This is a genomic window from Shewanella canadensis (genome assembly GCF_003966225.1).
Taxonomy (GTDB): Bacteria; Pseudomonadota; Gammaproteobacteria; order Enterobacterales; family Shewanellaceae; genus Shewanella; species Shewanella canadensis.
The window spans coordinates 44,597-71,110 of record NZ_RXNU01000009.1; the positions used below are offsets into that span (position 1 = coordinate 44,597).

Here is a 26,514-nt window from a genome sequence, read left to right on the forward strand (position 1 = left end):
CCTGTGAAGGTTCTCGTCATCTGGCGGAGATGACTCATTGATGATCAGGAATAAAAAAGGCCGGGAGTATCCGGCCTTTTTGTTGCTATAAGCCTATTGTGAGACGCTTATTGTGAACAGCTTGCCATAGGCAGGCGCTTTATCCATTCATGAATGAGGTCTACACCCTCTGCGTGAGCCAGGCTTCGGCCAATTTCAGGCATACGGTCACCCGGGATCACAGTTTCCATCCTGAAGTGAAGGATTGAACGATCAGGTGCCGTAGGGACGACATCATAGCTCAGTGAACCACCGCCATAAGCGACAGGCGACTTACAGGTGCCATGAGAGAAGCCCTCATCTTCGCTGTAGTCCCTGAAGTACTCGAGTTTGAGTCCCGTGTTAGAGGCATTACCTTCGGGACGGTGGCAATGGGCACAGTTGATATCAAGATACCCCTTGGCTGTCTTCATCAAGGTATCATCTGTCATTGCAGTTAGATTGACTTCATCTCCGTCAGAAAACGCCGGAATGGTATCTATGGTACTGATGTCCGGTACTCCCTGAAGAATACCTGCGGCCTGCCATTTCAGTAGCTGGTTCATCGCACCATCATGGTAGACATAATCTTTATTCAGATGACGCGCTTTAGGACCGATAGGTACAAATACCGCAGGACTATCGGCATCGGCTTTGAACTGATGACACTGCTTACATTGGTTCATGCTTGGAACGACATAATCAAAGTCTAAGGTTTCACCGTTATGAGTCACCTGTTTAGCCTGAATCGCACCCGCTTTGGCCAACACAGCATCGGTTTTATCAGAATTAAAGATGTAAGGCAGTGCAGTCCAGCCCGTTGAACGGCGGATCAATAATCGAGTTTCGACCATATCTTCGTTTTCTATGCCGCGCTGATCCGTGTCTGCGGGTAAAGCGAAAGTTTTAGTGATCACAGTTCCGACGGGGAAATCCATACTCTCTTCTGCCGAATAGTCAGCCTTCTTGCCTTCGGGCACGAACACGAAACGATATTTACTGGCATAATCGGTAAATAGCTGGGTGTTCATATCGTATGGCAGGCCACCTGAATTTGCCCCAACCGTTGGATTTGATGCATCGGCAAACAGATTATAGTCGGAAAGGCTTGGACAGTTTGCGCCTAACAGTGCGGGCCAATTGACGTTATCACCACTGGTTTCACACAGGGCTAAGTCACCATCGCCGACCAAACCTCCTTCGCCTTCACCTATGGTGCCACCACCGCCGATAAGGTTACCGCCATCACAACCTTCGACTTCATCATCGACGCCACAACCAAAGATCTCATCGCCAAACGTGACCGTGTGAACCGGTAAGCTCAATTGAGCACATTTCATGATGTCGGCTTGAGTCGGCTCATACAAGACATCTGCGATACTCATATCCGTATTATTGTTAGCGTAAAGTCGGCCAAATGAGACATCCCCATTATCGCTCGAACAGACATTATCACTGCCATCCTCGGCGAATGGAGTTTCCTGTAAGCCAAGGTAAGCGGCGGTGCCGTTATTGGATAGCATTTCTCCTAAGCCATCATAGAGCACGCCCGGGAATTTTCCGTGGGTGAAGAGATAGGCTTTAATGATGTCGTCGATAAGATAACCATTGGGTTTCTTACCATAGTCGGTAATGACGTTATCGTGAAGATAGATGTTACGCGGCGTAGGTCTCCAACCATCTTCAATGGGCTGACCGGGTTGACCGTAATTAGCAACGAAGGAACCCATATCCGGTTCGGCAATGAAGAAACTCGTTATTGCTACGCCCATGGTGTCGTGATTGGTGATCTCGTTATTGAAGATTTCAACATCATCGGTAGCTAATATGATCATGCCGGTACCCGGCGGAACGATATGTACACCGGCTGGGTTAGCCGAGGCATTGGCGAAGTTTTTGGTATTGTTATCGTACACTTTGTTGTTAAAAATTCGGACGCTCGAGCCATATCTATGGTTGTTGATCGGCAAATCAAAAACTAAAATACCACCGGTATTTCCCATGGCTTCGTTGTCGTATACGTCGGCATATTTTGAGTTTTCAATTTCAATTCCGGCCACATTCTCTTTAGCGATATTACGGCGTACGACGATATATTGAGATTGACCCACGTAGATACCGGCATCGGCACTACCCCGGACATAAGTATCTTCAATTAAGATATTTTCACACTCGACGGGGTAGAGGCCATAGGCACCATTTCCTTCATCGAGTTCACCTTCCCAAACCGTAGCTAGACGACGAAGAATGATCCCGTTAGTATTTTTGAGTTTAATACCGTTATTCTTGGCTTCATTGACCGAGAGGTCTTGAATGATGACGTTGACGGCGTTCTGAACGAAAATACCATCACCTGTGACAGATTCGGAAAAGTCTAATACGGTCTCATTCAACCCGTATCCCATGATGGTGATATTTTTTGCGAGTGTGCCATCGCCATCCACATCACCGTCGAAGAGCAGTGTAGAAGCTATCTTGAAATTGCCTTTAGGCAAGACAATGACATCATTACTCTGAGCGTTGATCAGTGCTTCCTGGATCCGTATCGTGAGATCTTCTCCATCGGGGATCATGATTGCACCCTCGGGGAAACTGGGTCCAGGTTCGGGTGTTGGCGCAACGGTCTCGGTTTCGTCTTCGACGATCGGCTCGTCGTCATCCGATGAACAGCCAGTGATACTTAAGGCAACGGCACTGGCCACGAGAGAGGGCAATAACCATGATGGTTTCTTGTTAAACATAGCGTCTCCTGCTTATTTTTATTATTCCCCCTTAGATTGCACTGGCGTACTATATATGCAATGTGAAATCCGGCCAACAAGCCTGCAACATGTCTGCATCATTTTATGTTTGTGAATATTAAAACGCATCGGTTGTAATTTTCATTTAAAAAACAATGATAAAGGTGTAAAACTAAACGTGGGTTAAAATTTGATAAATAGAAAGTTTTTTGATAGGGAATATGGGGCTTGAGGAATGATGGCTGTTATACCCATAGGTATCAGAAAGTGATCGACTCAGAGTTTTTTTGGCCTTGAGCTTTCTAGCCCGTAAAGTTTCGGGCTTTCCAGGTATTCAGCTCGGGCTTTAGCGTCGATCAGATATCGATACCGAAGCCTACGATGAATTGATAATCGTTTTTGTCGGGTAGAGTGCCATTAGAGTCTGCTTGAGGCTTGTTGGTATGATCCCAGACCAGAGAGAGGTCGAGATCAAACATGTCGGTGAGTTCAATGGAAAAGCCCGCCAGAGCGTGGTGTGTATATCCACCTGACTTCTCATTACCGTATTGGACTCTGTACAGGGTATTGAAATCAATGTCTTCGGTAATTTCTGTATCAAATGCCGTGTCTACTACTAACGCTGTACTGCCATCGTCTTCACTTTCATCGATAGCGACATTATCGAACTTGGTAAAGGTATATGCAGGACCCCCTGTGATGCTCCAGTTTGATTTTGGCGTGTCCATAATGTCGTAACCCATACCGAAGCCGAGCGTATTCTTGTATTGAATATTTTTTATCGGATCCAGATATATTTCGGCAAATACCGGACGCAGGTAGAACTGCTTGGAGAGGTACCAGTCGAAATAGGCGTTCAGACGATGATTGTTGATATTATTCTCGCCCTTAGACTTCGAGTAGTTGCCTAAGTAATCGAAGTTAAAGCGTGATTCGGTTGTACGGCGATGTGCATTGGCTATCGCGCTAAAGTCGACTTGATCGGTATTTCCCGAACGCAGATTAGCTCCCAGTGAAATTTTACTCGACCAGTAGTTTAACTCCGTTTGCTCGCCTGCTATTAGCGTCATGACTTTGCTGCGATCAAACTCTTCCCCATCGATATAGACCTTGCCACTTTTAAGTCGCAGCATACCCGTCTTCGTCGTTAGGTTTGTAAAGCCTACGCTGACAAGGCTATGACTCTGGATCACTTGAACCTCTTCCCAGTCGATAACTATGGTATCGAGCTCTTCACTTTAAAATTCTAAATTATACCAATTGCATTAAGTAATTAATCAATTCAGAGCCCCTCAGGATTTTCAATTCAAGGCGCATTGATGAGGAAATGGTTATTCCCTTTTAAGTCAATGCAAAGCAGAAGTGGGAAGCCTGAGGGACTCACGTAGTGCGAGTTTCAAAGCCCTTTATGCTGCACTGGATGCTTTCGATATAGAACAACTATTAGCTTCAATCATCCTACTTGCCTACAGAGCTTTGAACTCTCGCTGAATGGTCAGGTATTTAATGCAATTGGTATTATCATAGAGGTTCTTAATCTCACCTTTAAGCAGTTCGAATGAGGTTAATTGAATCCAGTCGTATGATGAATCGGTAGGGGGAGAAAGTTGGGCCGGATCAAGCCTGTCAGAAACAGCACCTTCGGGTATAGGAGTCTGCGCCTGAGCGGTGAACATTAAGGCCAAACCCAGCCCTAAGGTCATATGAGATAATATGGTCTTTTTTACCTTGTTATTCATAAGTGCTATTCCAGCAGGATCATCATTCGAAATGTACTATTAATGCCGATATTTTGTCGAGAACTCTTTATAAAGCAAATGACTAGTGTATTTAGGGTGTTTACCTAAAGCGCATTTTTAACCCATGGAAGGATAAATTCTGCGATATCCCCCTGAGCCTCTGCATTCGGGTGTATGCCATCTCGTTGCATCAGTTCCGGTTTTGTTGCTATCTGGGTCATGAAAAATGGCAGCAGGGTGATTTGATGTTCACTCGCCAGATCTTTATACACCTGTGAGAACATTGAGGCGTATCTGGGGCCATAGTTTGGTGGAACCATTATCTCAGATAAGAGCACTTCGACATCTTTAGCCTGAGAGAGGGTAATTATTTTTGTAAGATTTTCTTTCAATTGCTGAGGTGTAAAACCACGCAACCCGTCATTACCACCCAGCTCTATTAAGATTAACTCGGGCTTGGCAGATTCAAGCAGGGCGGGCAGTCTACGCAATCCACCCGCCGTTGTTTCACCGCTGACCGAGCCATTTATTATCTCATGTTCGGGGAGTTTAGCCCTTAAAAGGTTCACCCAGCCCTTATCTTCATCGACGCCATAACTTGCGCTAAGGCTATCACCTAGGATTAATATAGGGGCAGCGGATATTTGAGTACAAAAGAAAACAGACACCAGGGTAAACAGGCCCAAAGCAGATTTAAGCATGGAAAAGAAGGGTTTTATGTCAGAAGTCAGTGCTATCACAGTAAAAAATCTCGTTAAGTCAGTGGCTACCCAGGAGGGAGAACTTACTATCCTCAACGGCATTAATATGGATGTCAAGCAGGGGCAAAGTATTGCGATACTCGGCCCATCCGGCTCGGGTAAGTCAACCTTGCTTGGATTACTCGCTGCGCTCGATACACCGACCAGTGGAGAGATCATACTCGATGGTGTCGCTCTACAGTCTTTGGATGAGGAGAAGAAAGCCGCTCTGAGAAAGCAGAAAGTCAGCTTTATTTTTCAGTCTTTCATGCTGGTCGATACCCTCAATGCACTGGAAAACGTGATGCTTCCTGCTGAACTTGCCGGGATCAACCGGGCAAAAGAGAAGGCCGAGGCCATGTTAGAAAGAGTCGGATTAAGCCATCGACTCACTCATTTTCCTAATCAACTATCAGGTGGTGAACAGCAAAGAGTCGCCATCGCCAGAGCCTTTATCTGCGAGCCGAAAGTTTTATTTGCCGATGAGCCTACCGGAAATTTAGATGCGGTAAATAGTGAAAAGGTCGCCAATATGTTGTTCGAGTTAAACAGGGAGTGTGAGACAACCTTAGTGTTAGTCACCCATGATCTGGTATTAGCCAAGCGATGCGAGCGTCAGTTGTTAATGGACACCGGGGTGATAACGGAATCTCCTGGAGAGCCGAGTGATGGCAGCGCTCTATCGAGCAAGCCAGCGCCGAGTCATCTGGCTAGTGTGGAGGCTCTCTGATGGAGATAAGCTTAGCCTGGAGGCTATTTAAGCGAGAGCTACTGCAAGGGCAGCTAGTATTAATCGTTTTAGCCATCACGTTAGCCGTGTTATCCGTAACCGGGTTAGCCAGAGTCAGTGAAAGATTACAGATAGCGATTAATGGACAGGCCTCTAAGTTTATCGCCGCGGACAGGATCATTAACTCTCCGGTTAAGATTGATGAGTCATTTATCGCAAAAGCCGAGGAGTTGGGTTTAGCGCATGTGTCGAGCATGCAGTTTAACTCCATGGTATTCGCCGAGGATAAGTTTCAGCTGGTGACCGTACGTGCCGTTGGAGAGGGATATCCCCTCAAAGGAAAAATTGAGCTCAATTCAGATTCTGGTACTCACTCAGCAGAAGGGACGGGCTTACCCGGTTCCGGTCAGTTGTGGTTTGAGACGCGACTGGGCGGCTTACTGGCCTATCCCGAATCCCTGGAGCTGGGCAACAGACAGTTTACGCTCAGTGAAGAGATATCCCGTCTGCCCGATGCCGGTTTTAACCCGTTTGCCTCGTCTCCGGTTGTGCTGATCAGGCTCGATGATGTTGCAAGTACCGGGGTTATACAGCCAGGGAGTCGCGTGACATATCTGGCGCAATTTTCCGGAGCCGAGGAGCAACTGAAACGATTTGAGTCCTATGCAAAGCCTAAGCTGACCTCCAGCCAACGTTGGGTCGATGTGCAATCCGGTGAATCTCCCATCGCAGATGCGGTGAAACGCGCCGAGCGATTTCTGTTACTGGCAAGCCTGTTAGGAATAGCACTGGCTTGTGCTGCCATTGGTATCGCGGCCCAGCGCTATTGTCATCGTCACTATGATGTCGTGGCCATGTTAAAAACCTTTGGTGCATCGGGCAGACAGATCCGCACTTTATTTGGCATGCACTTGTTGTTAGTGACCTTATTCGGGGTCACTCTTGGCCTACTCGGTGGTTTTGCTCTGGATGCCATTATCACCTCCTTCCTACCCGAAGAGATAGCGGCATACTCACCGCCCTTTATCAGGCCGATTTTATTAGGGTTAGCGACGGGCTTCATCAGTGCGTTTATGTTTTCGGCTTACCCTCTGATGCGCTTGCTCTCTATCCCACCACTGCGGGTACTGCAACGTCAACTGGAGGGATTACAGTTAGGGATGTGGTTGCACCTGCTGCTCAGCTTGAGTGCCATGGCGCTGTTAGGCTATCTCTACTCTAAGAGCCTTCCATTGACCCTGACTGTGGTTGCAGGAGTGCTCTTGCTGGGCGTGTTACTCAGTATTTTGGGTTTCCTGATGATCCGTATGGGTCACAGTATAGGGATGAAAACGACTAATCCGTTGCAATTGGCATTAGCCGGGCTTAGGCGTCGTGCTAAACAAAATGCGGTTCAACTCGTTGGCTTCAGTAGTGCACTCGTCTTGCTTTTGACTATTCTGGCTCTCAGACAGGATCTACTCAGTGAATGGCAAAATCAGTTACCCGAGAATGCACCCAATTACTTCTTAGTTAACATCTCCCCCGATGAAGAGGCTGCACTGGGAGATTACCTGAAAGCCAATACGGTTAAGACTACGGATATCTATCCCGTCGTCAGGGGACGTTTAACCGAGATCAACGGTGAGAGACTGATCTCGGCTGAACAGGAAAAAGCCGGCGCTAAGGGGCGGTTAGGTATCTCTCGTGAGTTGAATCTCACCTGGCGAGACGCCTTGCCACCGAATAATGAAATTCTGGAAGGTGAGTTTAATGCCAATGAGGACGATGTTTCGGTAGAGTCTGGCGTCGCCGAACGTTTAGGTATCAAGATTGGCGATAGCTTGACTTACGTTATCGATAACCAAAGGTTAGTCGTGAATGTTGCTAGTCTGCGAGCGGTTCATTGGGAGACACTGCAGCCAAATTTCTTCATGATTTTCACTCATGCCTCCTTGGCACCATTTTCTCATACCTCGATGGCGAGTTTTCATCTGGAAGATAACAAACAGGGGGTGATACTGGATATTATTAAGCAGTTCCCAACGGTATCTATCATAGATGTCGGCACTATGATTAAACAGCTCAGGCAGATCATAGACCAAGTGTCATTGTCATTGACCTTAGTGCTGGTGCTTGTGGTGTTGGCGAGTAGTTTGGTCATGATAGCCCAAACCGAGGCGGGCATGGCGACGAGACAGAGGGAGCTTGCCGTGCTGAGAACTTTTGGCGCATCGGGTTGGTTATTGAGAATGGCGACAGGTCTCGAGTTTGCGTTACTGGGTACTGTAGCGGGTTTTCTTGCGGTGATTGTTGCTGAGTTTACCCTTTATCTGCTTAAGACTCAGGTGTTCGAGTTGAATGTGTACATGCATTGGCCATGGTGGGGAATCGCGCCTGTGTGTGGCGCATTGACCGTTGCCTTATTGGGCGTTTGGCGCTGCAGGCAACTACTAAGCAAATCCTGTGCAGACTTGCTTAAAGCCGGGTAAAGTCATTGTCGCTGTGATTAAAAAGGGCTATCTCGGTGAGGTAGCCCTTTTTGTTATTTAGCGGTGAAGATCTCTGTAAATGCATCATTTAATCTCGGGTATTGAAAGGTGAAGCCTGCGTCCAGTGCCCGTTTTGGTTTAACATATTGGCCCTGGGTCAGTAACTCTGCCATCTCACCCAGGGCGAGATTGAGCACAAAGGATGGCATGGGGATTATCGCCGGTCGGGACAGGGCTGAACCCAGACTGGTCGAGAACTCCTTGTTGCTTACCGGATTAGGAGAGGTGGCATTATAGACGCCACTGCATTCACCATGCTCCAGCAGATAGACAAACAGCGAGATAAGATCTTGTTGGTGGATCCAACTCATCCCTTGTTCGCCCGAGGCGATGGGGCCGCCTAAGCCTAACTTAAACGCCGGCAACATCTTAGGCAGCGCTCCTCCACTTAAACCAAGCACCAATCCTATTGCGATAATGCAGACCCGTGTGTTATCTGATTTTGCGTTTAAGGCTGAACTCTCCCATTTGTGGCAAACGGTTTGAGTAAATTCAATATCACCGCTTGGGGTTGACTGCGGGTCGTCAAAATAGCTTTCATCGATGGGAATTGGGCCCTGTTGACCGTAACGTCCGATCGCCGAGGCGCTGATTAAGACCCAAGGTGGGGTCTGACTCAGGGCTATAAGCTCAGATAAACGGGCCGTGATATTCCATCGACTATCACAGATCAGCTGTTTTTGTTCAATGCTCCATCGTTTACCGGCTATGGGTTCACCGGCTAAATTGATCACAGCATCAAATTCATCCAGAGAAGATAAACTGTCGAGGGATGCCAGATATTGATGTTGGCTACCTAACTTCTCTCTGGCCCGGGCTGGGTGTCTTGAAAGTAAGCTTAGCTGGTGCTTACTTTCTAATGCTCTGACGAGTTGATGGCCGATAAAACCACTTGCTCCGGTAATTAAAATATTCATAGTATGCCCAGATAGTTAAAAGGTGGAACTAGCATAATTATGACTCAAAAAACTGATGAAAACTGAAGTTGTTCAAACATTGTAGGCGTGAGTAGATCAAAATAGCTTAATTTTTGATTCAATATGACGCAATTTCAACTAATTCGATGTTTATTTACGTTATCATGCGATAATTTAGAATCTCAGGTTATTCGTTGCTACAGAACCTATCAATATATTAGTTCATCAAGAAGGATTTTATAAAATGCCGAGAATTGATACCCAGTCTGTCGCTTATAAGGGATTTGCGATCATGGCTTTCGTTGTCGTGATATTGGCCGGGATAAAGGCGGCCAGCCCTATAGTGGTGCCATTTGTTTTGTCTGCCTTCATCGCCGTGATCTGTAACCCGATGATTGGTGGTCTTACCAGATTGAAGGTGCCAAGAGCATTAGCGGTTATGTTAATGATGGTGTTTATTGTGATGATGGGACTTTGGCTGGCTCAGATTGTCGGTAGTTCTATCAATGAGTTTTCAACTCAACTTCCCCACTATCGGGATCAGCTCGTTGAGCAGTTTGGTTGGATCACCGGTAAGCTACGTACCTTTAATATCATCATCACCAAAGAGCAGATTTTAGCTTATTTCGATCCAGGCATTGCGCTATCCATGACAACCAACATGTTATCTGGGGTTGGCAGTGTAATGGCAAATCTGTTTTTAATTATTCTTACCGTTGTATTTATGTTGTTTGAGTCTGAAACCTTGCCCAAGAAATTGCATTTTGCGCTGGATGATCCAGACATGAGAATGCAACAAATTGACCGATTTCTGCATTCAGTGAATCAATATATGGTGATTAAAACCTTAGTCAGTTTAGCGACCGGCGTTATTATCGGCACGGGGTTAGCCATGATTGGTGTAGATTATGCGCTTTTATGGGGTGTGGTCGCCTTCCTGTTTAACTATATTCCAAATATCGGTTCCATTATTGCTGCGATTCCCTCGGTAATGTTGGCATTTATTCAATTAGGCCCGGCAGCAGCTGGCGGAACCGCACTGCTCTATCTAGGTACCAATACGGTTATGGGTAACGTGATTGAGCCAAAATATATGGGGAAGGGCTTAGGTCTCTCGACACTGGTCGTATTTCTATCATTGATTTTTTGGGGCTGGTTACTCGGCTCTGTCGGCATGTTGTTGTCGGTTCCTCTGACTATGATCGTGAAAATAGCATTGGAATCCAGCAAGGGAGGAAGCTGGTTGGCGATACTGTTAGCCGATGATGTGGATGATGTAAGGGCACCTGCCCCCGAAGATAAAAAAGACAGTTCCGAGGCTGCTTAGCAGCCTTTCATCTATCCAGATTTTATGAGTAAAAAGTGAGTGTAATGCAGTTATTTTTTGATGAAGTGAATAAGGTAGCGTTTGGTGAAGAGGCCAATCGTCTATTCCATGGCCGTGGTGGGCTCTATCCCGGAGCCGAACACTTGTGCCTCGACTGGTTTCCCCCCGTATTACTGCTGACCAGTTTCAAGCCTCTGGAAGCCGATGAGTTGGCATTGTCGGTAGATACCATTAAGCAACGTTGGCAGGCACTCAAAGGTGAAGAGGAGCTTAACCTTGTCTTTCAATACCGAAGTGGTGGGCAGACGCTTACCGAGCTGGTGGCAGGTAGCGTACCCGAGAAGCATCAAGTAAAAGAAAATGGGGCTGAATTTTATATCCACCTGTTGAGAGGCCAAAATCACGGATTGTTTCTCGATATGAAAAATGGTCGACAGTGGGTGAGGGAGCATTCGCAGAATAAGAAGGTGCTTAACCTCTTTGCTTATACTTGTGGATTCTCTGTTGCAGCGTTGCAAGGCGGCGCCGACAGTGTCGTTAATATCGATATGAGCAAAGGGGCTCTGTCGATAGGAAAACAGAACCATCTGTTAAACGATTTTCCGGCAGGTGCTCGCTTTTTGGGTCATGATATTTTTAAGTCATGGGGCAAGCTGACTAAACTAGGGCCCTACGAGATGATTATTGCCGATCCACCGAGTAATCAAAAGGGCAGCTTTGTTGCAACTAAAGATTACTCTCGACTCCTGAAGCGAGCCCCTGAGTTATTGACCTCTGACGGAGAGATACTGTTATGCCTTAATGCTCCCGAGTTAAGCATTGAGTATTTAAAACAGCAAGTGGAAGAGTTCAGCCCCAGATTAGCTTTCGTTGAGCAGCTGGAAAACCCTGCCATCTTTGCAGATATCGATAAGAATAAGGCGCTCAAAGTGCTTAGGTATAAGTTAGCCTAACCTTATACCGATTGGTATTACTTCCCATCCTACAAGCTAAATTGCAATATCGCCTACACATCAGTATGTAGGCGATGTTTCTGTCTCACACACTGTGATACGAAGGCGTTAGTAGTTGAGTCGCTCATCCATAAGTGATTGCCCATGTGACTCTATGATGTTCTCAATTTTACCTTTATCGATATTTCTCAGAGAGGATATTTCGGTGAAGAGTCTATCTTGCACATCTATGGGCATATTCATCATATCCATAAACATGTAGATGTTCAGTGTATCTCCTTGATTGAATAGATCAGTCAGCCTCTGGGCCTCAAATTCTACAAGTGCATTCATTGTCATTACCTCCAATTTCATGCCTAGCAATAAAACGTCTTTTTGATAGGTATCTTTAAGTCTTAGCTGTTTTAATTGGAGCCTCTAGAATTTTTTGAAGTTAAAAAAATCGTTTTTAGCTCGTAATCGCATAAAAAACTGAAAGCCTTTCAGTTTTGCTGGCGTGTTTGTTGTTGCGTTGACAGTTTTAATGATGTTTTATGGCGTTTCGGGTGAACCAAACTGAAAGTTTTGTGTAACTCCGGCGAAATGCCTGATATAATTTGTTTCAAGAAGTTGGTGGAATGTCTATCTCTTCCTACTCAGGAAAGTGTCATCAAAGAAATGACATGCCTCAGACCCTACAAAAGTAATTCGGAGTTGTTATGGAAATTCAAGAGTACGAAGGCGCATACTATCAAGTACAAGATGAAGTGATCGAATCTTTACCTCTGGAAATGGATGAAGATGCGTTTTTGGATTAAGGATTAATCCATCAATTCAAGAGTTAACCCAGCCTCGGCTGAGATAAAAATAGCAACCTCAGGTTGCTATTTTTTTGAACTATCGGTTATGACTCATCTATTGAGATGATGGGCTTAATGCAGGTTACCTTTTTCAGGCAAAATCTCGATAATCTCCCACTTAGTGCCTTTCTTGTGGAGTCTGATAGTTCTATCGTCTATCCAGGGTTCTCCTCCCTTCAAACCTTGCATTTTGACGATAACGGTGACGTCATCGGTAAACTTTCTGAAAAAATCGATGTCAATCTCTTCGATCTCCATCTGAACTTGAGTCATGGACAGGTTAAGGACATGGCGTTGAACAGATGCAGCAATATGATAATGTGCTAACACTTTCTTCATTGGGTCATCGACAAACTGAAGTGCTTTGTTGACATCACGATCGACGTAGATAGCATTAAAAAAACCGAGAGAGACATCTTCCGGTGTTCGCTTAGACTCGCTATTTGAAGAGTCAGGGCTACAGCCGAAAAGAATGGTTAAGCAGAGTAGGGCGATTATTCTCATATGTCTATCAAGGGATGTGTTTGAGCCAGTATCGCTATTGTTATTAGAATTGGCAAGTAAGCTTAGGTGTAAAAATTTTTTATAAAGCTTGACCCGGCTCGATAAATGAGGCATATCTGAATGGATAACTTTTAATGGTTATCCACAAAATCTGTGGACAACTATGTTGAAGACTAGATGCATAACTTTTAACCCGTTGATTTTAAAGGTTTTAATTGCCTGGTTAAAAAGTGACGCATTCATCTGTTTGAGTGTTTTATTCAGTATTTGTACAGCTTCAAGTTATTTTAGCGTAAAAAAAAGCCTGTCAATGACAGGCTTTTTTATGTCTGGAACATTTATGCCAATTTCCCATGGATGGATAGAAATTGGCTTTGTGTCTGGCTCTCAGACAATAAAGAGTGACCTTTATTTCTGTTGAGATGCCTGAATGGCGGTGAGTGCAATGGTATAGACAATATCATCGACCAGGGCACCACGAGAGAGGTCATTGACCGGTTTACGCATACCTTGAAGCATTGGACCAATACTAATAAGGTCTGCGCTTCGTTGAACCGCTTTGTACGTCGTATTACCCGTATTCAAGTCTGGGAATACAAATACCGTTGCTTGACCCGCTACAGGGCTGTTAGGCGCTTTAGACTGAGCCACGTTTGGCATGACTGCAGCGTCATATTGCAGCGGTCCATCGATAATCAGGTCCGGACGCTTCTCTTTGGCTATACGAGTCGCTTCACGTACCTTATCAACATCTGATCCCGTACCCGAACTACCGGTAGAGTAGCTGATCATCGCGACTCTTGGCTCGATACCGAAGGCTGCAGCAGACTCGGCTGATTGAATAGCGATGTCTGCCAGCTGTTCAGCGTTTGGATCTGGGTTAATCGCACAATCACCATAAACAAGCACTTGATCTGGCATCAACATAAAGAAGATTGATGAGACTAAGCTTGAGCCCGGTGCCGTTTTAATTAATTGCAGTGGAGGACGAATAGTATGAGCTGTGGTGTTAACTGCACCCGATACAATGCCATCGACTTCACTTTGCGCCAGCATCATAGTGCCCAGCACCATGTTGTCTTCCAACTGCTCACGTGCAACGACTTCTGTCAGCCCTTTATGGCGACGCAGTTCAAGCATTGGCTCGACATAACGTTCGCGCGCCGATGATGGCTCGATGATCTCAACGCCTTCACCCAACACAACGCCTTGGCGTACGGCAATGCGCTCAATCTCTTCGCGATTACCAAGTAACACACACTTAGCTATACCACGTTCAGAACAGATACTGGCCGCTTCGATGGTACGTGGATCGGCACCTTCCGGTAATACAACCGTTTTTCGGGCTTCACGTGCCAATTCAGTCAGTTTGTATCTGAATGCTGGTGGTGATAAACGGTGCTCTCGAGGTGAGTTCTTAGTGACTGTAGCAATCCAGTTTTGGTCAATATGGCTGGCAACGTACTCCTGAACCTCTTCGATACGTACGGCATCATCGACAGGAACTTCATGATCGAAACGTTGGATATTAAGCGACGTTTGCCATGTGTTGGTATCGATTAAGAATACAGGCAGACCCGTTTCGAAGGCTTGTTCACACAGAGCCATGATCTCAGGCTCAGGCTCATAACTACCCGTCAGCAATAGTGCGCCAACCTTAACGCCGTTCATCGCTGCAAGACAGGCTGATACGATGACATCTGAACGGTCGCCAGAGGTCACGAGCAGAGAATCGGTCTTAATATGAGTGACCATATTTGGAATGCTTCGGGCACAGAAAGTCACTTTACGCAGGCGACGCGTGTTCATTTCGCCGGCGTTGATGAGCTTAGCACTGAGGTGCTTGGCCAGATCGGATGCACGTGGTGCAACAAGATCTAAATTATATGGCACGCTACCAAGAATACGAAGTGAGCTCTTTCCTGGAAGTTGGAACATACTCGCAGCGTCTGGACGCTGTACGTCTTGATGATCAAATACTTCAGATAGGTCCGGACGTGCGCGACCTTCGTTATCTACCGGTGCACCAATCTTATTGACAATCGCGCCAATAATACGTTTATTCTTGCTTCCGCCCCATGAATTATGAGCAATTTCAAGACGGTTCATCAGTGCTGTTGCACTTTCATTACCAGGTGTTGCGACAAAAATGATATCCGCATCGAGTGCCTTGGCAATGGCGTAGTTTATCTCGCTCGAGAATGGGTGGTTTCTGGTTTGAACCAGACCTTCCACGACAAGCGTCTCGCTTTCATCTGCATATTCGGTGACACGAGCAATGATCTGCTCCATCAGGGTATCAGTTTGATCGCCACGAATTAAACTTTCCGCATGCGCCATATCAAATGGTTCAAGTGGGTTAACTGTGGGTGACTTACTTAAGATAGTGGTTGAGCGCTCTGGCCCAGTATCATGTGGACGTTGCTGTGCAATAGGCTTGAAAAAACGAACTTTAACGCCGTGATGTTCGAAAGCACGAACGAGTCCCAAACTGATAGAAGTTAGACCGACACCCGTGCCGATAGGAATTAACATAATGTTGCGAGACATAAAAACCTCTTTGTGACGCTTTGAAGGCGTACTTTCGGTACGCCTAACTGTTTGCTGACGACCATTCAGTTCGTGGTCGGCATATACTTTACTTGCTTAGAAGGCTCATTGCGTCTTCTGCGATAACCCACTCTTCGTTGGTTGGGATAACCAGAGCAATAGGGCCATTGTCGGTGGTAATTTGACCTTGCTTACCGAAGCGTGCCGCCTTGTTACGTTCGTCATCAACTTCAAAGTTAAAGATTTCAAGTAGGTTAAGCACCTTAGCTCTAATTAGATCAGAGTTTTCACCGATACCACCAGTGAATACTAGAGCATCTAATTTTCCTAATGGGACAGTATAAGAAGCGATATATTTAGCCAGACGGTAGCAGAAGATCTCCAGTGCTAATGTTGCACCTTTATGACCATTCTCATAACCCTCTTCGATGCCACGGCAATCGTTGGTGAGTTCTGAAATACCTAATAGGCCACTTTGCTTGTTCATCAGGTTGTTAACTTCATCTAAGGTGTAACCCAGACGGCTGACCAAGTGATGAATGATCGATGGGTCGATATCACCACAACGTGTACCCATGACCAAACCTTCCAGTGGTGTCATACCCATAGAGGTATCGACACTCTTTCCGCCTTTGATAGCAGTAACCGAAGCACCGTTGCCTAAGTGAGCGCAGATAATGTTAGTGTCTGCGATATCCTTACCGATAGCTTTAGCCGCTTCACGGCTAACGAACAGGTGACTCGTACCGTGCATGCCATAACGACGAATAGCATTTTCACGGTAAAGTTTGTAAGGAAGGGCATAGATAAAGGCTTTTTCCGGCATGGTTTGATGGAACGCAGTATCAAACACGGCGACCTGTGGAAGCTCAGGGAAAGAAGCTTGAGATGCACGAATACCGATAAGGTGAGCTGGGTTATGAAGTGGTGCCAGGGCCGCACAATCTTCGATGCCTTGAACAACGGACTCATCGATGATCACAGACTGAGTGAACTTCTCGCCACCGTGTACAATTCGATGTCCGATAGCATGGATCTGCTCGGCAATTTGTGGGTGATCACCCAGAATCTTGTTAACGATATATTCGACGGCTTCACGGTGAGCGGTGAATGCACCTAAGCTCGCTTCCTGTTTCTTGCCATCGACTTTCCATTTGATACGAGAGTCTTCAAGACCGAAGCATTCGGCAAGACCCGAGATCTGGTCATCACCTGTAAGGGCGTCGATAATCGCAAATTTTAATGACGAGCTACCGCAGTTAAGTACCAATACCAGTTTGTTTGACATGTTTAAACCTTTTGCAAAGTAGTGAGCTTAAAGCCACTGAACAACAATGACTTCATTGACAATTATTGTCGAAGTCGCTAGATATGCTCTGATATCAGAGCCGGGAACTACTCACTAAGCAACTACAAGGCCTTGGGGCTCTATTGCAGCTTGTGCTATGGTAAAAGCAGTATCCCAATAAATTAGGTGTAAAATTGAGCATTAAAGTTTTCAAAACTCTGGGCGAAGGTCATCGATATATGAAGACTTGGCCTATGGTCAGACAACTTAGTTTCTACTTTCCAGAGTATCGCGTCATTCGCGCTACCCAGATAGCCGTACCCTTGATGCCACTTCTTGCTCTGTTGGCCGCATCGAGTCAGCTCTATATTCATGGTTGGGCTTTTTTGCCCCAAGCTATCACTATCGCGCTATTTTTTATCAGTCTGCCAATTCAAGGTTTGCTCTGGCTTGGTTGGCGTGCTCGCCATCCTCTGCCGTTAACGCTACTCGATTGGTGCGATCAGCTGACGACTAAACTAACGAGTATGGGGATCCATTGTCGTCCTCTGGGGCCGAGAGCTTGTTATCTCGACATGGCGTTAATTTTAAAGTCTGCTTTCGAACGTTTAGATGAACATTATTGGGAAGAACTTTAATTATTATAGTTGGTGATCCCTCGACAACATTGTTATCTAAAACATTTAGTAAATGGCATTTATACCTGCATCGATAAATACTTGTTTAATCTTTTCCATCGTTTCACTGCTGGGAGGAGATATGTCGTTCAGCTCATACTCTTCACCCATGGCTTCCCATTTGTGTTTTCCGAGTTCGTGGTAGGGTAGAAGCTCTACTTTTTCCACGTTTTTCATTGGCTTGATAAACTCGGCTAATTTTTTTGCCGACGGTAGGTCATCGGTAAAACCGCCTACAACGACATAACGAATCCAGGTTTTTTGTTGTCGTTTATTTAGGTGCTCTGCAAACTGCAGGGTGCGGTGATTACTGACTCTAGTGAGGTCGATATGTCTTTGATCGTCAATATGCTTGATGTCGAGTAACACAAGATCTGTATTATCGAGAAGTTCATCGATTATCGGGGTGTATTTTCTGACAAAGCCGTTAGTATCGAGGCAGGTGTGAATGCCCTCTTTCTTACAGGCTTCGAAAAGAGAAGAGACAAATTCAGCTTGCAGTATGGCTTCACCACCACTTGCTGTGACGCCGCCACCACTGGCTTCGAGAAATGGTCGATAGCTGATAATCTGTGTCATCAACTCATCTACTTCAATTTCACGGCCACCTTGAAGGTCCCATGTATCTCTATTGTGACAGTACTGACAACGCATCAAACATCCCTGCATAAAAGTGATAAACCTTATGCCTGGACCATCTACGGTACCAAAGGATTCCAGAGAGTGGATCCGACCTTTTACTGTCATTGTGATTCCTTCTTTATAAATTAGGCTGTACTAAAGTATCGTACAGCCTAGTCTAATCACGTTAAAAATCTACCGTTTATCTATAAAGATATCGGGTATTACATACCTTTAGTAAAGGTACGAGTGATAACGTCTTGTTGTTGCTCTGGAGTCAATGCATTGAAGCGAACTGCATAGCCTGACACTCGAATCGTAAGCTGTGGGTATTTATCTGGGTTAACCACTGCATCTTCAAGCATTTCACGGTTCATAACGTTAACGTTCAGGTGCTGACCACCTTCGCGGCTGTCATTATGAGCGAAGTAACCGTCCATCAGAGCTGCTAAGTTAGCGCGACGTCCGTCTTCATCTTTACCTAACGCATTTGGAACGATAGAGAAAGTATATGAGATACCATCCTGAGCGTGAGCAAATGGCAGTTTAGCAACAGAAGTTAGTGATGCAACCGCACCTTTCTCGTCACGACCATGCATAGGGTTTGCACCCGGAGCAAATGGTGCGCCAGCTGGACGACCGTCTGGAGTCGTACCTGTTTTCTTACCGTACACAACGTTAGAGGTGATGGTTAGAATTGACTGAGTAGGGATCGCGTTACGGTACATCTTCATGCTACGGATTTTAGCCATAAAGCGCTCTACAAGCTCTGTCGCTAAGTCATCGACGCGTGCATCGTTGTTACCGAACTTAGGATAATCACCTTCGATGTCGAAATCGACAGCAATACCGTGCTCGTCACGGATTGGCTTAACTGTTGCAAACTTGATTGCTGAAAGTGAATCGGCAGCAATAGAAAGACCGGCAATACCACACGCCATAGTACGACGAACGTCACGGTCATGAAGTGCCATTAGGGCTGCTTCATAAGAGTACTTGTCGTGCATGTAGTGGATAGAGTTAAGCGCAGTGACATACTGTGTCGCTAACCAATCCATCATGGTGTCAAGGCGACCCATAACGTCATCAAAGTCTAAAACTTCAGATGTGATGGCATCGAACTTAGGACCGATCTGAGTCTTAAGTTTTTCATCCAAGCCGCCATTGATAGCGTAAAGCATTGTTTTTGCAAGGTTAGCTCGAGCTCCGAAGAACTGCATGTGCTGACCTACAACCATAGGGCTAACACAACATGCGATAGCATAGTCATCTGACGCGAAATCAGGACGCATCAAATCATCATTTTCGTACTGGATTGAGCTAGTGTCGATAGAGACTTTTGCACAGTACTTTTTGAAAGGTAATGGCAGCTTCTCTGACCACAATACAGTGATGTTTGGCTCTGGACTTGCACCCATGTTGTATAGAGTGTGCAAGAAACGGAAGCTCGATTTAGTAACCAGAGTACGTCCGTCAACACCCATACCAGCGATAGATTCAGTTGCCCAGATTGGGTCACCAGAGAATAACTCATCGTATTCAGGAGTACGTAGGAAACGAACCATACGTAGCTTCATCACGAAATGGTCAACCATCTCTTGAGCTTGTTCTTCAGTTAGTGTGCCATTTTTAAGGTCACGTTCGATGAAGACATCGAGGAAGCTTGAAGTACGACCAAGAGACATGGCTGCGCCATTTTGGCTCTTAACTGCAGCTAAATAACCGAAGTAAGTCCACTGAATCGCTTCTTGTGCGTTAGTTGCAGGCATAGAGATGTCGAAACCATAGCTGGCTGCCATCTGCTTCATCTGACCTAGTGCACGATGCTGCTCTGCAATCTCTTCACGAAGCTGCATCGTTGAAGACAAGTCTACACCTGTTTCGAAACCAGCCTGAAGTGAGCCAAACTGAGCAAACTTATCGGCCATCAGGTAATCGATACCATAAAGGGCGATACGACGGTAATCACCGATGATACGACCACGGCCATAAGCATCAGGCAAACCAGTTAAGACACCAGACTTACGACAACGCATGATTTCAGGTGTGTAGATATCGAATACACCTTGGTTATGAGTTTTACGTAGCTCTGAATAGACGTATTTAACATCTGAGTCCAGTTCACGGCCGTAGGCTTTACAAGAACCTTCAACCATACGGATGCCGCCATTTGGAAGCATGGCGCGTTTTAGTGGAGCTTCGGTTTGTAAGCCGACGATAGTTTCAAGCTCTTGCTCGATGTAACCCGCTTCGTGTGATGTAATTGTTGATACTTTTTTAGTATCGAAATCAACAGGAGCGTGAGTGCTGTTTTCCTGTTTGATCCCAACCATCACTTTATCCCAAAGTTGGGTGGTCGCTGGAGTTGCTTCGGCTAGGAATGCTTCATCACCCTCATATGGAGTGTAGTTGGCTTGAATAAAGTCACGAACGTTGACTTCAGTTTTCCAATCGCCAGAAGCGAAACCTGTCCATGCGTTGGCAAACTGTTCAGTTTTTTCGGTCATCGTACAAATACCTTCTCGTTGAGATAGAGGTTATTGGTTATCGACTTTAAGCTTTGAAAGCAAGGGTAGCGATATACCAATAGCTAAGTCTTAAAAAAGCTCCCCTCATGGTGTCGCCCTGATGATGGGAACTGTTTTCCGAAGTTTTAGTTTCGGAAGAATCTGATTGTTTGCTAACCGATAATATGACACTCGTCATTAATAACAATTTCGGCTACCAGATAATTGGTAAGACCAATTAACCAGGCTAATATTAACATACGCAAACATTCGCCGCATCTTAAATAGGCCGAGTTTTGGTCGGTTAATTCAAAAAGTGTTAGCCAGCCAACAGTTTTCACTCAAATTAGTGTTTGCATACAGAGTTAATGTCAGTTATTAAGCTGATCACATACCAAATCAATCATGCTGACTCGCCTGAAAATTCGATTTCTGACCCTTGTCTGTTCGAATCAGGAAGTGAGATGGAATCGATTTGGTAAAATGTGCAGAGCGTATGCAACGAATATTTATTCTTGCTATCACTAAAGCTGATATTAATTATAGAAGAGAAAAAGGGCGAGGAATGAAGGAATTCATCCTCGCCCGAAGCTGTTCCCAAAAGTGTTATAGGAAAGCAGGTATTCCTTTAATCATACCTACCGCAAGCATCGCGATAAGACAGATTGTGAATGCAAGACCGGGGATGATTAAGCGGTCGGCTACCGAGAGGGTTTTGGCTCTCTCTTTATCACCAATCAGACCGTTATTATCCAGTAACATGGTTAATGCCCAAGCCAATACCGGGTTGGCAACAAATGCAGCAAAGATACAGATACCAGCCGCTTGGCTGTTCTGAGTGTCTTTCACCATCTGCATACCAGCTTCAAGCAATGGCAAGAAAACACCAACCAGAAGGGCGATAGACATAACCGGGCGCCATACAGTGACATCCATTGGGTAACCGAGTACAGCAACGATAATACACAATAAACCGAGTAAGATAGCACCAGCCGGAATTGGACGTTTAGCAATCGCCGCGGGGATCATGTAAGTACCCCATGAAGAGGTGATGTTACCGCCACCTACCGCCGTACCGACAATTTGACGCAGTGAACAGGTTGTCATTGTGTCATCGACATCCATCAATACTTTTTCAGTGCCCTTAGGATAGTTAAGCTCTTGGAAAATTCGATGTCCAAGGAAATCCGGAGACCACATCGCCACGGCCAGAATGGCAAATGGCAATGATGCAATGAAGTGAGCCGTATTAGGCAAACCTAGTTGCCAGCCTTGTTCGGTCGAACCCCACCAGTAAACCGGGTTAAGGTTAGGGATACCAGGTTCGGTCACAAATTGTAGATCCAGTCCCGCTCCCAGGCCGAATGCAAGCGCAATAGCGGCAATCGAACACAAAGGAATTGCCAACCAACGTTTACCTACTTTTGCAAGATAAGCATAAAGAATGACATTAACGAGTAAAATAAAGAATGCGACATAACCCAGGCTGTAATCGAGTTCATGTTTAGATTGCAGACTACCGGCCCAGTCAAACAGGGAGGTTATCTGGCTCTTAGCGCCCATAAAGCCCAAGAAGACCAGCAAACCGCCTGCTACTCCGCTACTGGTCAGGTTCACCAGTCGGGACCCTCCTTTAACGTAACTGAGCAGGAGTCCAAAGATACCCAGTAAAATGGCTAATGCCAACGGGTGAGCTCCGGCGAGTGCGATAGCACCGATAAGTGGGATCATCGGGCCGTGGTTACCGGCAAGGTTGGCTCTGGGATTGATAAACCCTGAACTGATGATGCAGAACAGTAATGCAGGGATAAGCATTTCTACTCGTACAACCTGAATCGCAAATTCTGCGCCCAGATTGATGTGATCCCATTTTTCAGTAAGGCCGGAAGCCCAGGCAGCCATCACAGCTGAATACATCACGGTAATACCTATGGTGCCGGCAATGGCTGGAACCAGATCTTCCCATTCAAAACGAAAATCTCGTCCCGGAAGGTTTAATCCCCAGCGCTTGGGTTTCATGATCTTTAGCTCGTGGTCCAGATACTCTTCACGAGTTTCAAACTCGGAGGCTGGGCGATGAAGCTCTTTATAGGTCTGATTTGAGGCTTCTGTTTCTTCGTTTTTCACTGTTTCTGACATAGTTTCTCATTCTCCGAGAAGAACATAGTGATTCATCTGATGTGATGACAACTTTGAGTGATCCTTGAGAGTGAACTTAAGCAGTCCGATTAAGTGTAGTTGACTTATCGACATAGTTAACTCATCTGCAATGTCAGATAAACACGAATGTCCTCGAATTTATCATCCATACAGCTATAGTCCCTTACAAACTTGTTAAATTGGTAAGACCAATTTACCTCATAGATATTAACACACCTATTCTGGCTCATCATTAAGTATCAATAATCTTGAATCAGTCGATTAGGCTAATTGGGAGCCACTTAACAACTTATATAGTGATCGCTAAATAATCATCGCATAGGCATGCATATTGCTTATTGCGGGCTCACACTGGGCAGAAGTTTGTGAAGTCTGCGGTTTTTGGTGCTTTTACCTGTGCGCGATCACCGTGCTCGCTCGAAGTGTGAGCTTGGGCGGCATGAGTCGGTGGCAATTTGTGACTGCGCTCACTATTCTGCGGTTTTTATGGCCGGGTAATTCTTTAAATCTGCAAAATTTCAATGGCTTACTGTTCACTCGTTTTTTCCATCAAAACAACTTATAACCCATCAATTGAGCTTGTTTCTGCTGATGTCAGAGCTTGAAGGCGAGCGGTTAGTTTGGCCTGGTTATAAAAAGGGCTACTAAACTACTGTTGATGTCAAACAAGTAAAACTGTTAATAAACAATGTATTACTGATGCTTTTCTAGTGGCGAAAACTTTAACAAATTGAAACATTTTAAGTTGGCTATCAATTTTGCTGATGGCGACCATCATAATTATCAAATTTTATTCACTCTCTGTTCACGTTAACGTTTTAGCCCTACATAGCAGGTTAAAGAATTAACAGGAGAGCTCTATGCCAGTTAGCAAGTTCCACTCACGAGTATTTACACGGGCAGGTGTGTAAATGACGTCTCAACAAAAAGTAAGCGCGATCCCTCTTGTTACACCAAATGGTGTTGAGAATAAGAAGCCAATGCTATCTCTCTACCAACAAGCAGAGACTTACGGGCAGTCAAAAGTGGTAAAGGCGGTCTGGCAATCGTTTGGACTTGCAGCCTTTGCTGGCGCTTTCATCGCTTTAGCCTTTGTTTTTTATATCACAGTGACGACTGGCAGCAGCACCAGTCCTTGGGGAATGGTCCGTCTGGTAGGAGGCTTGGCGTTTAGTCTGGGTTTAATGCTTGTGGTGATCTGTGGTGGAGAGCTGTTTACCAGCACGGTACTAAGTAGTGTGGCTTGGGCGCAGAAGCAAGTCTCTACCCGAGAGTTGCTTAAATGTTGGCTGAGAGTCTATCTGGGGAACCTCTTGGGCGCCTTGCTGATGCTGACCCTCATTATGGCAGCACGCATGTATGAACTCGATGGAGGCCGTTGGGGCTTGAATGCGTTGAACATAGCGCAACATAAATTACATCACGGTTGGTTCCAGGCTTTTGTGCTGGGAGTGCTTTGTAACATGTTGGTTTGTCTCGGAGTTTGGATGACGTTTGCCAGTCGTGATGCGCTGACGAAAGCCATACTCCTCATGTTACCCGTGGCGATGTTTGTCAGCAGTGGGTTCGAACATAGTATTGCCAACCTGTTTATGGTGCCACTTGGGATCTCGATTCAACATTTAGCCTCCCCTGAGTTCTTCACTTCCTTGGGGGTCACGGCTGCACAATATTCTGATTTAACGCTCAAACATTTTATTTTTAACAACCTTATTCCCGTGACATTAGGAAATATTGTCGGGGGGGGGGCGTTTGTCGGGTTAGGTTACTGGTTGATTGAACATGCCGTTAAACCTGAGCAACAACCCCTTGCTAAATGCTTTACACAACTTACTAGCCCTACACATCTATATTCCGTTTCTAGTTCTGGAGAACTGCCAAAAATGCCAAAAACCATTCAAAAACTACGTGTGCAAGATCTGATGGATCCTAAGCCAATGACGATCTCACCTGAGTTATCCGTTTATGCGGGTTTAAAGCTGCTTACCGATGAAAATAGTCGCAGTGCGGCGGTATTAGATGATAAGCAGCGCCTGCTTGGGTTTGTGTCGCAACAGGACCTGCTTCGACGCCTATGGTCTGAAGAGTTTGCCAGAGGTGTGTCTGATAAGGTGAGTGACCTGATGCAGACGGAGGTGTTAACGGTATCGCCTCAGGATTCGGTATCAGAATTAATCGAGTTGATGGTGGTCGATCGCAGTAAACTGTTCCCCGTTAACGACAGCGGCATTTTAATGGGCACTACCTATAAGAGCTATGAAGAGCGCCTGCGCTTTGCCTCTGCCAGCAAACCCAGTGCATTTCCGGTGGTAGATAAGGGCGTGCTTTGCGGTGTTATTACCCGTGAAGCGATTGCGCAGAAGGTGTGTGATATTTATAAGGTGTAATGCTTTGAAGTGACATTTATTCTCTGGAACGAAGGGCTGCCTAATTGAAATAGGCAGCCCTTTTTTTAGTTTTGATTTCTGAGCTAAGTGTTTTTAACCTGATTTCTAATTTGGCGGCTGCGGCTCAATCGGCGTGCCTCGGTAATAATGCAATCACGTAGCGGATTCTCGCCCGAGTCGTTGCGCCAGACAAATGAGAGATGCCGCTGCATATTAGATTGTGATGTCGATAGATAAACTAATTCGTCATTCGCGCATGTATTTCAACATATAAAATGGGTTCGCCACTAAAGTAATGGCTGCTTTTAACCCTGATTTCTAATTTGGCGGCTGCGGCTCAAGCGGCGTGCCTCGGTAATAATGCAATCACGTAGCGGATTTTCGCCCGAGTCGTTGCGCCAGACAAAAGAGAGATGCCGCTGCATATTTAACTGAGGCGTCGATAGAATAACTAACTCGCCGTTTGCCACATCTTTTTCTACATCTAGGAAGGGGAGGCTGCTCAGATATAATCCGTTTTTAACCAGTGACTTCAATAGAGGCACGTGTTCATACTCTTTCCATACCGTTAGTTTTTCGATGACACCATGAATGGCGCCCTCAAAGATTCGTCGTGTGCCGGCGCCTTGTTCGCGTAATACCCACTTTGCCTGTTCAAGTTGAGACAGGCTCGTGCTTTCGTATTTAGCATAAGGATGGTGAGGCGATGCAATCACAACGAGGTGATCATCTATCCACTGCTCCTGATGCAGTCGACTGTCATCATTGCGCCCTTCGATGATCCCTAAATCGAATTCATAATTTAGCAGGCCGTCGACGACATTTTCGGTATTTTCTACCGTTAAATCGATTCGAAGTTCAGGGAAATCCGTATCAATTCGACTGATGAGTTCGGGTAAAAGATGCTCTGCCGCTGTTTGGCTCGAGCATAATCTGAATCTACCACTTATAAGGTGTTGTTCGTGAAGGCCTAATTCAATTTGTTGTGCATCTTGAAGTAAACGCCTTGCCTTAGGGCGTAGCCAATTTCCCCAGTGGCTTAAGGTCAGCCGATTTCCCTGACGGATAAAAAGTGGTCGGCCTAGCAAATTTTCCAGCTGCCCCAGAGACATACTCACGGCAGACTGTGTCATTGAAAGTTTTCTTGCGGCAGCACTAACGCTCTCTAGACTGGCTACGGCATCAAAAACGCTGATTTGCTTGAGTGAATACTTCATCTGGTGAGTGGGCTTCCCTATCTGAAATTTATATAAAATGAAACTATCAATAAAATTGATACTGTTAA

At 45.7% G+C, this 26,514-nt stretch carries 19 protein-coding genes and 1 pseudogene; 6 read left to right on the forward strand and 14 right to left on the reverse strand.

The features are described 5' to 3' along the window. Positions 1 to 107: 107 nt before the first annotated feature. The 4 genes from EKG38_RS16275 to EKG38_RS16290 all read right to left on the reverse strand — a co-directional run bounded on the left by EKG38_RS16275 (position 108) and on the right by EKG38_RS16290 (position 5,199). A complete protein-coding gene (locus EKG38_RS16275) occupies positions 108 to 2,759 on the reverse strand; it encodes a parallel beta-helix domain-containing protein (RefSeq protein WP_126521286.1) in 2,652 nt (883 codons plus the stop codon). A gap of 356 nt (positions 2,760 to 3,115) precedes the next feature. Continuing rightward, on the reverse strand, positions 3,116 to 3,952 hold the full coding sequence (locus EKG38_RS16280) for a DUF481 domain-containing protein (protein ID WP_246033191.1): 837 nt from the start codon (positions 3,950 to 3,952) through the stop codon (positions 3,116 to 3,118). Between the two features lie 273 nt (positions 3,953 to 4,225). Further along, complete coding sequence (locus EKG38_RS16285) at positions 4,226 to 4,498, reverse strand: hypothetical protein (protein ID WP_246033192.1); 273 nt, start codon at positions 4,496 to 4,498, stop codon at positions 4,226 to 4,228. 104 nt (positions 4,499 to 4,602) lie between these two features. Continuing rightward, entirely contained in the window at positions 4,603 to 5,199 is a 597-nt protein-coding gene (locus tag EKG38_RS16290; RefSeq protein ID WP_126521360.1) for an arylesterase, read from the reverse strand. A 16-nt stretch (positions 5,200 to 5,215) separates the two neighbouring features. On the opposite strand from EKG38_RS16290, the gene EKG38_RS16295 reads away from it, so the two are divergent. Together EKG38_RS16295 and EKG38_RS16300 are read left to right on the forward strand one after the other, a co-directional pair. Beyond that, positions 5,216 to 5,968: an ABC transporter ATP-binding protein gene (locus EKG38_RS16295; protein WP_126521288.1), complete on the forward strand. Its 753-nt coding sequence runs from the start codon at positions 5,216 to 5,218 to the stop codon at positions 5,966 to 5,968. Then, positions 5,968 to 8,439, forward strand: coding sequence for an ABC transporter permease (locus EKG38_RS16300; protein WP_126521289.1), 2,472 nt, complete (start codon positions 5,968 to 5,970; stop codon positions 8,437 to 8,439). The genes EKG38_RS16295 and EKG38_RS16300 overlap by 1 nt, the downstream gene beginning before the upstream one ends. Positions 8,440 to 8,492: 53 nt before the next feature. Here the strand turns inward: EKG38_RS16300 and EKG38_RS16305 are convergent, their stop codons facing one another. Beyond that, positions 8,493 to 9,416 (reverse strand): TIGR01777 family oxidoreductase, encoded by a 924-nt coding sequence (locus tag EKG38_RS16305; protein ID WP_126521290.1) that lies wholly within the window; start codon positions 9,414 to 9,416, stop codon positions 8,493 to 8,495. Between the two features lie 244 nt (positions 9,417 to 9,660). Between EKG38_RS16305 and EKG38_RS16310 the strand changes: the two genes are divergently transcribed. After that, on the forward strand, positions 9,661 to 10,743 hold the full coding sequence (locus tag EKG38_RS16310; RefSeq protein WP_126521291.1) for an AI-2E family transporter: 1,083 nt from the start codon (positions 9,661 to 9,663) through the stop codon (positions 10,741 to 10,743). Between the two features lie 44 nt (positions 10,744 to 10,787). Beyond that, positions 10,788 to 11,696: a class I SAM-dependent methyltransferase gene (locus tag EKG38_RS16315; RefSeq protein ID WP_126521292.1), complete on the forward strand. Its 909-nt coding sequence runs from the start codon at positions 10,788 to 10,790 to the stop codon at positions 11,694 to 11,696. A gap of 108 nt (positions 11,697 to 11,804) precedes the next feature. Here EKG38_RS16315 and EKG38_RS16320 read toward each other — a convergent pair whose 3' ends face one another. The 4 genes from EKG38_RS16320 to ackA form a co-directional block, all read right to left on the reverse strand. After that, positions 11,805 to 12,029 (reverse strand): hypothetical protein, encoded by a 225-nt coding sequence (locus EKG38_RS16320; RefSeq protein ID WP_126521293.1) that lies wholly within the window; start codon positions 12,027 to 12,029, stop codon positions 11,805 to 11,807. Positions 12,030 to 12,607: 578 nt separating this feature from the next. Further along, positions 12,608 to 13,039, reverse strand: coding sequence for a hypothetical protein (locus tag EKG38_RS16330; protein ID WP_126521294.1), 432 nt, complete (start codon positions 13,037 to 13,039; stop codon positions 12,608 to 12,610). A 408-nt stretch (positions 13,040 to 13,447) separates the two neighbouring features. Continuing rightward, positions 13,448 to 15,589: a phosphate acetyltransferase gene (gene pta, locus EKG38_RS16335; protein ID WP_126521295.1), complete on the reverse strand. Its 2,142-nt coding sequence runs from the start codon at positions 15,587 to 15,589 to the stop codon at positions 13,448 to 13,450. A gap of 88 nt (positions 15,590 to 15,677) precedes the next feature. After that, a complete protein-coding gene (gene ackA / locus EKG38_RS16340; RefSeq protein WP_126521296.1) occupies positions 15,678 to 16,877 on the reverse strand; it encodes an acetate kinase in 1,200 nt (399 codons plus the stop codon). Positions 16,878 to 17,071: 194 nt separating this feature from the next. Between ackA and yfbV the strand changes: the two genes are divergently transcribed. Next, a complete protein-coding gene (gene yfbV, locus EKG38_RS16345) occupies positions 17,072 to 17,515 on the forward strand; it encodes a terminus macrodomain insulation protein YfbV (RefSeq protein WP_126521297.1) in 444 nt (147 codons plus the stop codon). A gap of 45 nt (positions 17,516 to 17,560) precedes the next feature. Here yfbV and pflA read toward each other — a convergent pair whose 3' ends face one another. The 3 genes from pflA to EKG38_RS16360 all read right to left on the reverse strand — a co-directional run bounded on the left by pflA (position 17,561) and on the right by EKG38_RS16360 (position 22,821). Beyond that, a complete protein-coding gene (gene pflA, locus EKG38_RS16350; protein WP_126521298.1) occupies positions 17,561 to 18,301 on the reverse strand; it encodes a pyruvate formate lyase 1-activating protein in 741 nt (246 codons plus the stop codon). A gap of 98 nt (positions 18,302 to 18,399) precedes the next feature. Continuing rightward, the gene (gene pflB / locus EKG38_RS16355; protein ID WP_126521299.1) at positions 18,400 to 20,682 is read right to left on the reverse strand and encodes a formate C-acetyltransferase; all 2,283 of its coding nucleotides are present in this window, start codon (positions 20,680 to 20,682) and stop codon (positions 18,400 to 18,402) included. A 606-nt stretch (positions 20,683 to 21,288) separates the two neighbouring features. Then, positions 21,289 to 22,821: a DUF3360 family protein gene (locus EKG38_RS16360; RefSeq protein ID WP_126521300.1), complete on the reverse strand. Its 1,533-nt coding sequence runs from the start codon at positions 22,819 to 22,821 to the stop codon at positions 21,289 to 21,291. Positions 22,822 to 23,753: 932 nt separating this feature from the next. Here EKG38_RS16360 and focA point away from each other — a divergent pair. Further along, positions 23,754 to 25,229, forward strand: a complete 1,476-nt coding sequence (gene focA, locus EKG38_RS16365; protein WP_126521301.1) for a formate transporter FocA — start codon at positions 23,754 to 23,756, stop codon at positions 25,227 to 25,229. Between the two features lie 83 nt (positions 25,230 to 25,312). Here focA and EKG38_RS25240 read toward each other — a convergent pair. Both EKG38_RS25240 and EKG38_RS16375 read right to left on the reverse strand, forming a co-directional pair. Then, positions 25,313 to 25,551 (reverse strand): annotated as a pseudogene (locus tag EKG38_RS25240) (LysR family transcriptional regulator); the annotation flags it as partial. Next, a complete protein-coding gene (locus EKG38_RS16375; RefSeq protein WP_126521302.1) occupies positions 25,535 to 26,446 on the reverse strand; it encodes a LysR family transcriptional regulator in 912 nt (303 codons plus the stop codon). The pseudogene EKG38_RS25240 and the gene EKG38_RS16375, both read right to left, overlap by 17 nt. Positions 26,447 to 26,514 lie beyond the last annotated feature (68 nt).

What these genes read in the sequence shown, in the direction of transcription:
- EKG38_RS16275 (WP_126521286.1), bottom strand. Translation starts at nt 2,759, where the DNA reads ATGTTTAACAAGAAACCATCATGGTTATTGCCCTCTCTCGTGGCCAGT.
- EKG38_RS16285 (WP_246033192.1), bottom strand. Translation starts at nt 4,498, where the DNA reads ATGAATAACAAGGTAAAAAAGACCATATTATCTCATATGACCTTAGGG.
- EKG38_RS16290 (WP_126521360.1), bottom strand. Translation starts at nt 5,199, where the DNA reads ATGCTTAAATCTGCTTTGGGCCTGTTTACCCTGGTGTCTGTTTTCTTT.
- EKG38_RS16295 (WP_126521288.1), top strand. Translation starts at nt 5,216, where the DNA reads ATGTCAGAAGTCAGTGCTATCACAGTAAAAAATCTCGTTAAGTCAGTG.
- EKG38_RS16300 (WP_126521289.1), top strand. Translation starts at nt 5,968, where the DNA reads ATGGAGATAAGCTTAGCCTGGAGGCTATTTAAGCGAGAGCTACTGCAA.
- EKG38_RS16305 (WP_126521290.1), bottom strand. Translation starts at nt 9,416, where the DNA reads ATGAATATTTTAATTACCGGAGCAAGTGGTTTTATCGGCCATCAACTC.
- EKG38_RS16310 (WP_126521291.1), top strand. Translation starts at nt 9,661, where the DNA reads ATGCCGAGAATTGATACCCAGTCTGTCGCTTATAAGGGATTTGCGATC.
- EKG38_RS16315 (WP_126521292.1), top strand. Translation starts at nt 10,788, where the DNA reads ATGCAGTTATTTTTTGATGAAGTGAATAAGGTAGCGTTTGGTGAAGAG.
- EKG38_RS16320 (WP_126521293.1), bottom strand. Translation starts at nt 12,029, where the DNA reads ATGAATGCACTTGTAGAATTTGAGGCCCAGAGGCTGACTGATCTATTC.
- EKG38_RS16330 (WP_126521294.1), bottom strand. Translation starts at nt 13,039, where the DNA reads ATGAGAATAATCGCCCTACTCTGCTTAACCATTCTTTTCGGCTGTAGC.
- pta (WP_126521295.1), bottom strand. Translation starts at nt 15,589, where the DNA reads ATGTCTCGCAACATTATGTTAATTCCTATCGGCACGGGTGTCGGTCTA.
- ackA (WP_126521296.1), bottom strand. Translation starts at nt 16,877, where the DNA reads ATGTCAAACAAACTGGTATTGGTACTTAACTGCGGTAGCTCGTCATTA.
- pflA (WP_126521298.1), bottom strand. Translation starts at nt 18,301, where the DNA reads ATGACAGTAAAAGGTCGGATCCACTCTCTGGAATCCTTTGGTACCGTA.
- pflB (WP_126521299.1), bottom strand. Translation starts at nt 20,682, where the DNA reads ATGACCGAAAAAACTGAACAGTTTGCCAACGCATGGACAGGTTTCGCT.
- EKG38_RS16360 (WP_126521300.1), bottom strand. Translation starts at nt 22,821, where the DNA reads ATGTCAGAAACAGTGAAAAACGAAGAAACAGAAGCCTCAAATCAGACC.
- focA (WP_126521301.1), top strand. Translation starts at nt 23,754, where the DNA reads ATGACGTCTCAACAAAAAGTAAGCGCGATCCCTCTTGTTACACCAAAT.
- EKG38_RS16375 (WP_126521302.1), bottom strand. Translation starts at nt 26,446, where the DNA reads ATGAAGTATTCACTCAAGCAAATCAGCGTTTTTGATGCCGTAGCCAGT.